Here is an 8,767-nt window from a genome sequence, read left to right on the forward strand (position 1 = left end):
GTCCGCGCCCGGCGGCTGCTCACAGGCCGACGATCCCGTTCCAGCGCCTGGCCATGTCCTTGCGCTCGGACGCGGTGATGTCGCGGGCGATGGAGAGCCTGCTCCGCATCTCCCTGTCGGGGAAGATCAGCGGGTCCTCGGCGAGCGCGGCCAGTTCCTCGTCGCCGGAGTCGGCGAGGACGTTCTGGGCGGCCGGGACGGGACAGACGTAGTTGACCCAGGCGGCGAGTTCGGCGGCGACCTCGGGCTCGTAGTAGTAGTCGACGAGCTTCTCGGCGTTGGCCTTGTGGCGGGCGAGGTTGGGGATCATCAGCGACTCGGCCCACAGCTCGCCGCCCTCCTCGGGGACGACGAACTCGATGTCGGGGTTGTCGGCCTGGAGCTGGATGACGTCGCCGGAGTACGCCTGGCAGGCCAGCACGTCGCCGCTCGCCAGGTCCTTGATGTAGTCGTTGCCGGTGAAGCGGCGGATGTGCTTCGTGGCGACCAGCTTCTCGACCTGCTCGCAGACGGCGTCGAAGTCGTCCCCCGTCCAGCGGGTGACGTCGGCGCCGTTGCCCTGCATGAGCAGGGAGATCGACTCGTCGAGGCCGGACAGGAGGGTGACCTTGCCACGCAGGTCGGCGTCCCACAGCTGGCGGGTGGAGCGCAGTTCCCGGCCGAGCGCGCGCCGGTTGTAGGCGATGCCGGTGATGCCGGACTGCCAGGGCACGGAGTGGAGCCGCCCGGGGTCGAAGACGGGCCGGCGCAGCTGCGGGTCGAGGTGGTCGGCGACGTTCGTCTGGGCGGCGCGGTCCATCTTCTGGACCCAGCCGAGGCGGACGAAGCGGGCGGCCATCCAGTCGCTGACGACGATGAGGTCGCGGTCGACGGCCTGCCCGTTCATCAGGGCCGGGCCGATCTTCCCGAAGAACTCGTCGTTGTCGTTGATCTCCTCGGTGTACCGGACGGCGATCCCGGTGCGTTCCCGGAAGGCGTCGAGGCTGGGCCGCTTCCGGGGGTCGTCGTCGTCGGTGTCGATGTAGAGCGGCCAGTTGGCGAAGGTGACGCTCCGCTCCCGGCCGGACAGGTCCCGTCCGGCCCGCCGGTCCTCGGCGACGTAGGCGGGCTTCACGCCGCAGGCGGCGAGGAGACCGGTGGCTCCGACGGCGCCGAGACCCCGCAGAACGGACCGGCGCGGCATGGTGTTCCTTGCTGTCGCTCTCACCCGCGAAGCATCGCTTCCGGCCGTGAGCTGCCGCAATGGACGGTCCGTCGAGCGGCACGGCGAGGCCCCGACACCTTGTCGATCATCGGATCGACGGGTGCCGGGGCCGGGGCCGTACGCGGTGCTACCGGGCGGTTCAGCCCAGCGAGGTCATCACGTGCTTGATGCGCGTGTAGTCCTCGAAGCCGTACGCGGAGAGGTCCTTGCCGTAGCCGGACTTCTTGAAGCCGCCGTGGGGCATCTCGGCGACCAGCGGGATGTGGGTGTTGATCCAGACGCAGCCGAAGTCGAGGGACTTGGACATGCGCATGGCGCGCTGGTGGTCCTTGGTCCAGACGGAGGAGGCCAGGGCGTACTCGACGCCGTTGGCGAACTCCAGGGCCTGCGCCTCGTCGGTGAAGGACTGGACGGTGATGACCGGGCCGAAGACCTCGTTCTGGACGATCTCGTCGTCCTGCTGGAGGCCGGAGACGACGGTGGGGGCGTAGAAGTAGCCCTTGTCGCCGACGCGGTGACCGCCGGCCTCGACCTTGGCGTGGGCCGGGAGGCGGTCGATGAAGCCGGAGACCTGCTTCAGCTGGTTGGCGTTGTTGAGCGGGCCGTAGAGCACGTCCTCGTCGTCCGGCTGGCCGGTCTTCGTCTCGGCGGCGGCCTTGGCGAGGGCGGCGACGAACTCGTCGTGGATGGACTCGTGGACGAGCACACGGGTGGCGGCCGTACAGTCCTGGCCGGCGTTGAAGAAGCCCGCGACGGAGATGTCCTCGACGGCCTTCTCGATGTCGGTGTCCTCGAAGACGACGACCGGGGCCTTGCCGCCCAGCTCCAGGTGGACGCGCTTGACGTCCTTGGCCGCCGACTCGGCGACCTGCATGCCGGCCCGGACCGAGCCGGTGATGGAGGCCATCGCCGGGGTCGGGTGCTCGACCATGGCGCGGCCGGTCTCGCGGTCGCCGCAGATGACGTTGAAGACGCCCTTGGGGACGATCGCGCCGATGATCTCGGCCATCAGGACGGTGGAGGCGGGGGTGGTGTCCGAGGGCTTGAGGACGACCGTGTTGCCCGCGGCGAGGGCCGGGGCGAACTTCCACACGGCCATCATCATCGGGTAGTTCCACGGCGCGACCTGCGCGCAGACGCCGACCGGCTCGCGGCGGATGATGGAGGTCATGCCCTCCATGTACTCGCCGGCCGAGCGGCCCTCCAGCAGACGGGCGGCACCCGCGAAGAAGCGGATCTGGTCCACCATCGGCGGGACCTCCTCGCTCGCGACGAGGGCGGTCGGCTTGCCGGTGTTGAGGACCTCGGCGGCGATGAGCTCCTCGGCGCGCTCCTCGAACGCGTCGGCGATCTTGAGGAGCACCTTCTGGCGCTCGGACGGCGTGGTGTCGCGCCAGGCGGGGAAGGCGGCCGCGGCGGCCTCCATGGCGGCGTCGACGTCGGCCTGGCCGGAGAGCGGGGAGGTCGCGTACACCTCGCCGGTGGCCGGGTTGGTCACCTCGATGGTGCGGCCGTCGGCCGCGTCGCGGAACTCTCCGTCGATGTAGTTGCGCAGCCGGCGCAGCTCGGTGGTCACTTGCCACCCCTCCTGTCACGTTCTGTTCCGCACGGCCTTGTGCGGGCGTCCCGATGGGTGAGACACCCCAGCGTACTTGTTCGGCTGACGCTTTCAACAGCCCCGAGCCCCCTCGACTTCGGATTCAGTGACTTCGAGGCCCTCGAACAACGAATTTCATCGATCCGGGGTTGCGCGACTGCTCATCTCGGTGCACAGTGAGGACGTGGCCAGTCGAAGCTCAGACTCCAGAACCGGAACCGGTTCGTCCCCGACGATCGATGCCGTCTCCCTGGCGATCATCGAGCAGCTCCAGGAGGACGGCCGCCGCCCCTACGCCGCCATCGGCAAGGCCGTCGGCCTCTCCGAAGCGGCCGTGCGGCAGCGCGTCCAGAAGCTCCTCGACCAGGGCGTCATGCAGATCGTCGCCGTCACCGACCCGCTCACCGTGGGCCTCAGGCGGCAGGCGATGGTCGGCATCCACGTCGAGGGTGACCTGGATCCGGTCGCGGCAGCGCTGACCGACATGCCCGAATGCGAGTACGTGGTGATGACCGCGGGCTCCTTCGACCTGATGGTGGAGATCGTCTGCGAGGACGACGACCACCTTCTCGAAGTCATCAACAAGCGGATCCGCACGCTCCCCGGCGTGCGCTCCACCGAGAGCTTCGTTTACCTGAAGCTCAAGAAGCAGACCTATATGTGGGGAACCCGATAACCGTGACCCAGGACCTCTCCAAGACTGCCTACGACCACCTGTGGATGCACTTCACCCGCATGTCGTCGTACGAGAACAGCCCCGTCCCCACCATCGTCCGCGGTGAGGGCACCTACATCTTCGACGACAAGGGCAAGCGCTACCTCGACGGCCTCGCCGGCCTGTTCGTGGTCAACGCCGGTCACGGCCGCCAGGAGCTGGCCGAGGTCGCGTACAAGCAGGCCCAGGAGCTCGCCTTCTTCCCGGTGTGGTCGTACGCCCACCCGAAGGCCGTCGAGCTCGCCGAGCGCCTCGCGGACTACGCCCCGGGCGACCTCAACAAGGTCTTCTTCACCACCGGTGGCGGCGAGGCCGTCGAGACCGCGTGGAAGCTCGCCAAGCAGTACTTCAAGCTGCAGGGCAAGCACACCAAGTACAAGGTCATCTCGCGTGCGGTCGCCTACCACGGCACCCCGCAGGGCGCCCTGTCCATCACCGGCCTGCCGGCCCTGAAGGCCCCCTTCGAGCCGCTGGTCCCCGGCGCGCACAAGGTGCCGAACACCAACATCTACCGCGCCCCGATCCACGGCGACGACCCCGAGGCCTTCGGCCGCTGGGCCGCCGACCAGATCGAGCAGCAGATCCTCTTCGAGGGCCCCGACACCGTCGCGGCCGTCTTCCTGGAGCCGGTGCAGAACGCCGGCGGCTGCTTCCCGCCGCCGCCCGGCTACTTCCAGCGCGTCCGCGAGATCTGCGACCAGTACGACGTGCTCCTCGTCTCCGACGAGACGATCTGCGCCTTCGGCCGCCTCGGCACGATGTTCGCCTGTGACAAGTTCGGCTACGTGCCCGACATGATCACCTGCGCCAAGGGCATGACCTCGGGCTACTCCCCGATCGGTGCCTGCATCATCTCGGACCGCATCGCGGAGCCGTTCTACAAGGGCGACAACACCTTCCTCCACGGCTACACCTTCGGTGGCCACCCGGTGTCCTCGGCGGTCGCGATCGCCAACCTGGACATCTTCGACAAGGAAGGCCTCAACCAGCACGTCCTCGACCAGGAGGGCAACTTCTTCAACACCCTGAAGAAGCTGCACGACCTCCCGATCGTCGGCGACGTCCGCGGCAACGGCTTCTTCTACGGCATCGAGCTCGTCAAGGACAAGGCCACCAAGGAGTCCTTCAACGACGAGGAGGTGGAGCGCGTCCTGTACGGCTTCCTCTCCAAGGCGCTGTACGACGCCGGCCTGTACTGCCGCGCCGACGACCGTGGCGACCCGGTCATCCAGCTGGCCCCGCCGCTCATCGCCGACCAGGGCACCTTCGACGAGATCGAGGGCATCCTGCGGTCGGTCCTGACCGAGGCGTGGACCAAGCTCTAGAGGTCCCCCCGCCCCGAGGCCCCGGCCTCCGGGGCGCCCCCGGCACCACGCCGCCCTCACGGCGTGACCCCACGGCCCGGGCATGCCGCCATCCGAGTGGATGGCGGCGGCCCGGGCCGCGTGCCGTCCGTACAAACGGATCCGAATACTTACGGTGCCCAGTGACCGACAGGCCCGACCCTCGTTCCCCCGGACGGGGGAACGCAAGAATCGGATCCGACATCGAGGTGTACGCGATGGCCCCACCGGACAACGACGTGCTCTGGGCGCGTTCCCTGCACTGCTCCCTGGGCGGCACGGAGGCCCTCAGCGGCGTCTCCGTCGGCGTCCGCGAGGGCGAGATCCTCGCCGTGACCGGCCCCCGAGGCAGCGGCAAGACCACCCTCCTGCGCTGCCTCTCCGGCGAACTCCCCGCCCGGAAGGGCGAGATCTGGTTCAACAGCGCGCCCGTCCACACCCTGCCCGCCGCCGGCCGCGAACGGCTCCGCCGCGAACGCTTCGGCTGGATCGGCCCCGAGCCCGGACTCGTCCCCGAGCTGACCGCCTGGGAGAACGCCGCCCTGCCGCTGCTGCTGCGCGGAACCCCCCACAAGGCCGCCAGGACCACCGCCGTCGAATGGCTCGACCGCCTCGACATCGGCGCCTGCGCCCGCCTGCGCCCGCACGCCCTCACCCACGCGCAGCGCCAGCGCACCGCCATCGCCCGCGCGCTCGCCGCCGCCCCCTCGGTGCTCTTCGCCGACGAACCCACCGCCGCCCTGCACCGGGCCGATGGCGCGCAGGTGCTCCGCACCCTCACCGCCGCCGCCCGCTCGCACGGCATCACCGTCCTCCTCGCCACCCACGACAGCGAGGTGGCGGCGCTCGCCGACCGCACGGTCGCCCTCCTCGACGGACGCCGGGCCGGCAGCGTGCCGCCCGCCACGGGGGCGGAGGGCGTCGCCGCGTGCTCGCTCTCCGTCTAGTCCGCGGCTCCCACCCGCTCGTCCAGCTGCGGCGGCTCCTCGTCGCCGCGGCCGCCGCCGGCGTGGGCTTCCTGCTGCTCTGCACCCTCGGCTACGCCGCCGGCCACCCCGAGCACTCCGCCGCCTCCGTGCTGCGGCTGCTCTGGTGCGCGCTGCCGATCGCCGCCACCGTCCAGTTCGCCGTCGCCGTCGCCCGCACCGACCCGGCCACCCGGCCCCGCCCCGGGCTCTCCGCCATCGGCCTCGGCCCGGCCAGGCTCACCGCCATCGCCGCCGCCTCGACCGCCGTCGCCTGCACCCTGGGCTCGACGGTCGCCCTCCTGGTCTACCTCCACCTGCGCGGCGCCCTCACCGGCCTCCCCTTCGACGGGGCCGCCGCCGGGCTCCTCGCCGCCGACCGGCCGCTGCCGCTGGCCGCCGCCCTCACCCTCCTCGCGATCGTGCCCGTCGCCGGCGCCACCGCCGCCGGACTCGCCCTGCGCCCCCGCACCGGCACCCCCGCCCCCGAAGGCGCCGCCCGGCCCCTGCCCAACGGGCTGCCGTGGGGCATCGCGCTCGTCGCCGTCGGCCTCGCCGTGGAGACGTACGCGGGACGCGGCGGCGGCGAGGGCGTCGCCCTGCCCGGCCGCTTCGACGGCTCCCCCGGCGGCGTCCTCGCCGGCTGGATCCTCACCGCCGCGGGCCTCGCGCTCGCCGGCCCCGGCCTCACCCACCTGTGCGGCCGGCTCCTCCAGACCGCCCGCCCCGGAGCCGTACGCCTGCTCGCCGGCCGGGTCCTGATGGACGAGGCCACCCGCGTCGGCCGCCCCCTCGGCGTGGTCTGCGCGGTCCTCTCCGGCACCCTCGCCGCCGCCACCGTGTACGGCTCCGGGGACGGCGGCACCGCTTTCGGACCCCTCACCGGCCTCGGCGCCGGCGTCGTCCTGGCCTGCACCACGGCGACCCTGCTCACCGCCGCCCTGGAGTCCCGCCAGTGCCGGGCCCACACCGTCGAGGCCCTGGCCCGGCTCGGCGCCCCGCCGACCGTGCTGCGCACCGCCGCCCTGCTGCGGGCCGGGGCGCTGCTCGCCGTCTTCCTCCCCCTCACCTGGCTGATCGGCGAACTGGCTGCCCTGCCGCTGACCGCCTGACCGGAGCCGCCCCGGGCACGCCGGAAAACCGGGAGGCACCCGCGCCCGGGCCCGCCTATCGTGGGCCCATGGCGACGCCCCCACCCCCGCCCCGCCCCGGGGGCCCACCCCGCGCGAGCGCACCCGGGAGCGGGGGAGGGAACGGGCGCGAGATCCACACCCTGGACGAGTTCGACGCAGCGTTCGCCCGGCCCGGCGGCCTCGCCGGGCACCGGATCCAGTCCGTCGACCTCACCGGCCGCACCTTCGCCCTGCTCGCCACCTCCACCGCCGCCACCGTCTTCCTCGGCTGCCCGATGGAACCCGAGGCGGCGGCCAAGGTCCGGGCCGACGGCGCGCTGGTCTTCCCGCCCGTCCCCGACCTCCCCTTCGACCCGTACCGCAGCCGGCTCTACACCGCCGACGAGCTGTACGAGGGCGTGACCGGGCCCGGCGGCTACCCCGGAACCCCCGACGCCCTCTCCTACGCCTGGTTCGGCGCCACCCGCACCGACGGCGACGTCTTCTCCTCCATGCTCCGCTCCCTCCACGACGACGCCGTCGGCGACGCCCTCGACGAACACCTCGCGGGCCTGCGGGTCGTCGGCGTGATGGGCGGCCACGCGATGGGCCGGGGCACCGAGGCGTACGCGGGCGCGGCCCGGCTCGGCCGCGCCCTCGCCCGCGGCGGGTACACGGTGGCGACCGGCGGCGGCCCCGGCGCGATGGAGGCGGCGAACCTCGGCGCGTACACCGCCCCCTTCGACGACCCCGCCCTCGACGAGGCCCTCGCCCTCCTCGCGAAGACCCCGTCCTTCACACCGTCGGTGACCGAGTGGGCCCGCGCCGCCTTCGCCGTACGGGCGCTGCTGCCCGGCGGGGGCGACTCGATCGGCATCCCCACCTGGTTCTACGGCCACGAGCCGCCCAACGCCTTCGCCGGGCACATCGCCAAGTACTTCGCCAACGCGCTCCGCGAGGACGGCCTGCTGGCCCGCTCGTCGGCGGGCGTCGTCTTCCTCCCGGGCGCCGCGGGCACCGTCCAGGAGATCTTCGACGACGCCACCCCGAACTACTACGGCTCCCTCGGCGCCCCCACCCCCATGGTCCTCGTCGACCGCGACCACTGGACCACCCGCTACCCCGCCTGGCCCCTCCTCCAGGCCCTCGCCGCCGGCCGCCCGATGGCCGCCCGCATCGCCCTGGTCGACTCCGTCGACGAGGCCCCGGCGGCGCTGGACGGACTGGGCGCCGCGTAGGTGGACGTCCTCGTGTGCGCGGGCTGCGGAGCGGAGCTGTCGGTACCGGTGGAGCGGGTGGCCCTGCCCCCGGAGGCCCACGCCTCGGGCCACCACGCGTGGATGCCCGCACTCATGGAGCCGGGGACCTACGCCGTCGACCCCGACCCGTGGGGACGGCCGTGGCGGCGCCGGGAGGAGATCGACGCGTCCGAGGCCGCCGCCCTCGGGGTGTACGCACCGCTGTACGCCGTCGCCACCGGCCCCCGGAACGTGATCGTCCTCGCCCCCGGCGACACCCGCGGCACCCGGCTGCTGCCCGAGCGGTCCGGCGACTCCTGCCTCGGCATCGTCGCCGGTGACGAGCCCAGCCTGCTGTGCGCGGGCTGCGGGCTCGGCGTCGGCTTCCGCGAGGACGACTGCGGGGTCTGGCAGACGGTCCGGTACGACCCCGGGGCCGTCGTCCGGCGGTCCCTCGGCGTCCCCGCGCCCGCCGCCCCGGTCCGGCCGCTGCCCCCGGTCGACCCGGAGGGCGGCTGGGACCTGCGCTGGACGGCCGCGGCCGGAACCGCCCTCGCCCGGCTGCTGGCCGCCGCCGGCGGCCGGGCCCCGGT

At 72.7% G+C, this 8,767-nt stretch carries 7 protein-coding genes and 1 pseudogene; 6 read left to right on the forward strand and 2 right to left on the reverse strand.

All coding sequences use genetic code 11. The annotated features are described in order from the left end of the window. Positions 1 to 19: 19 nt before the first annotated feature. Both IE321_RS23075 and IE321_RS23080 read right to left on the reverse strand, forming a co-directional pair. Positions 20 to 1,183: a polyamine ABC transporter substrate-binding protein gene (locus IE321_RS23075; protein WP_190224365.1), complete on the reverse strand. Its 1,164-nt coding sequence runs from the start codon at positions 1,181 to 1,183 to the stop codon at positions 20 to 22. Positions 1,184 to 1,343: 160 nt separating this feature from the next. Continuing rightward, complete coding sequence (locus tag IE321_RS23080; protein ID WP_190224366.1) at positions 1,344 to 2,780, reverse strand: gamma-aminobutyraldehyde dehydrogenase; 1,437 nt, start codon at positions 2,778 to 2,780, stop codon at positions 1,344 to 1,346. Positions 2,781 to 2,985: 205 nt separating this feature from the next. Between IE321_RS23080 and IE321_RS23085 the strand changes: the two genes are divergently transcribed. From IE321_RS23085 to IE321_RS23110, 6 genes and pseudogenes are all read left to right on the forward strand, one after another. Then, complete coding sequence (locus tag IE321_RS23085; RefSeq protein ID WP_190224367.1) at positions 2,986 to 3,477, forward strand: Lrp/AsnC family transcriptional regulator; 492 nt, start codon at positions 2,986 to 2,988, stop codon at positions 3,475 to 3,477. After that, positions 3,462 to 4,841 carry an aspartate aminotransferase family protein gene (locus tag IE321_RS23090; protein ID WP_190224368.1) on the forward strand — a complete coding sequence of 460 codons (1,380 nt, stop codon included), beginning with the start codon at positions 3,462 to 3,464 and terminating at the stop codon, positions 4,839 to 4,841. The genes IE321_RS23085 and IE321_RS23090 overlap by 16 nt, the downstream gene beginning before the upstream one ends. A gap of 236 nt (positions 4,842 to 5,077) precedes the next feature. After that, a complete protein-coding gene (locus tag IE321_RS23095; protein ID WP_190224369.1) occupies positions 5,078 to 5,806 on the forward strand; it encodes an ABC transporter ATP-binding protein in 729 nt (242 codons plus the stop codon). Beyond that, entirely contained in the window at positions 5,788 to 6,936 is a 1,149-nt protein-coding gene (locus IE321_RS23100; RefSeq protein ID WP_043226960.1) for a hypothetical protein, read from the forward strand. Before IE321_RS23095 ends, IE321_RS23100 begins: the two co-directional genes overlap by 19 nt. A gap of 68 nt (positions 6,937 to 7,004) precedes the next feature. Continuing rightward, entirely contained in the window at positions 7,005 to 8,174 is a 1,170-nt protein-coding gene (locus tag IE321_RS23105) for an LOG family protein (RefSeq protein WP_226651386.1), read from the forward strand. Then, positions 8,175 to 8,767: pseudogene (locus IE321_RS23110) on the forward strand (hypothetical protein); the annotation flags it as partial.

It is taken from the genome of Streptomyces hydrogenans (assembly GCF_014656075.1).
In the GTDB taxonomy this organism is placed as follows: domain Bacteria; phylum Actinomycetota; class Actinomycetes; order Streptomycetales; family Streptomycetaceae; genus Streptomyces; species Streptomyces hydrogenans.

Excerpts from the sequence above, each read along its gene's own strand:
- IE321_RS23075 (WP_190224365.1), bottom strand. The coding sequence starts at position 1,183 with ATGCCGCGCCGGTCCGTTCTGCGGGGTCTCGGCGCCGTCGGAGCCACC.
- IE321_RS23095 (WP_190224369.1), top strand. The coding sequence starts at position 5,078 with ATGGCCCCACCGGACAACGACGTGCTCTGGGCGCGTTCCCTGCACTGC.
- IE321_RS23105 (WP_226651386.1), top strand. The coding sequence starts at position 7,005 with ATGGCGACGCCCCCACCCCCGCCCCGCCCCGGGGGCCCACCCCGCGCG.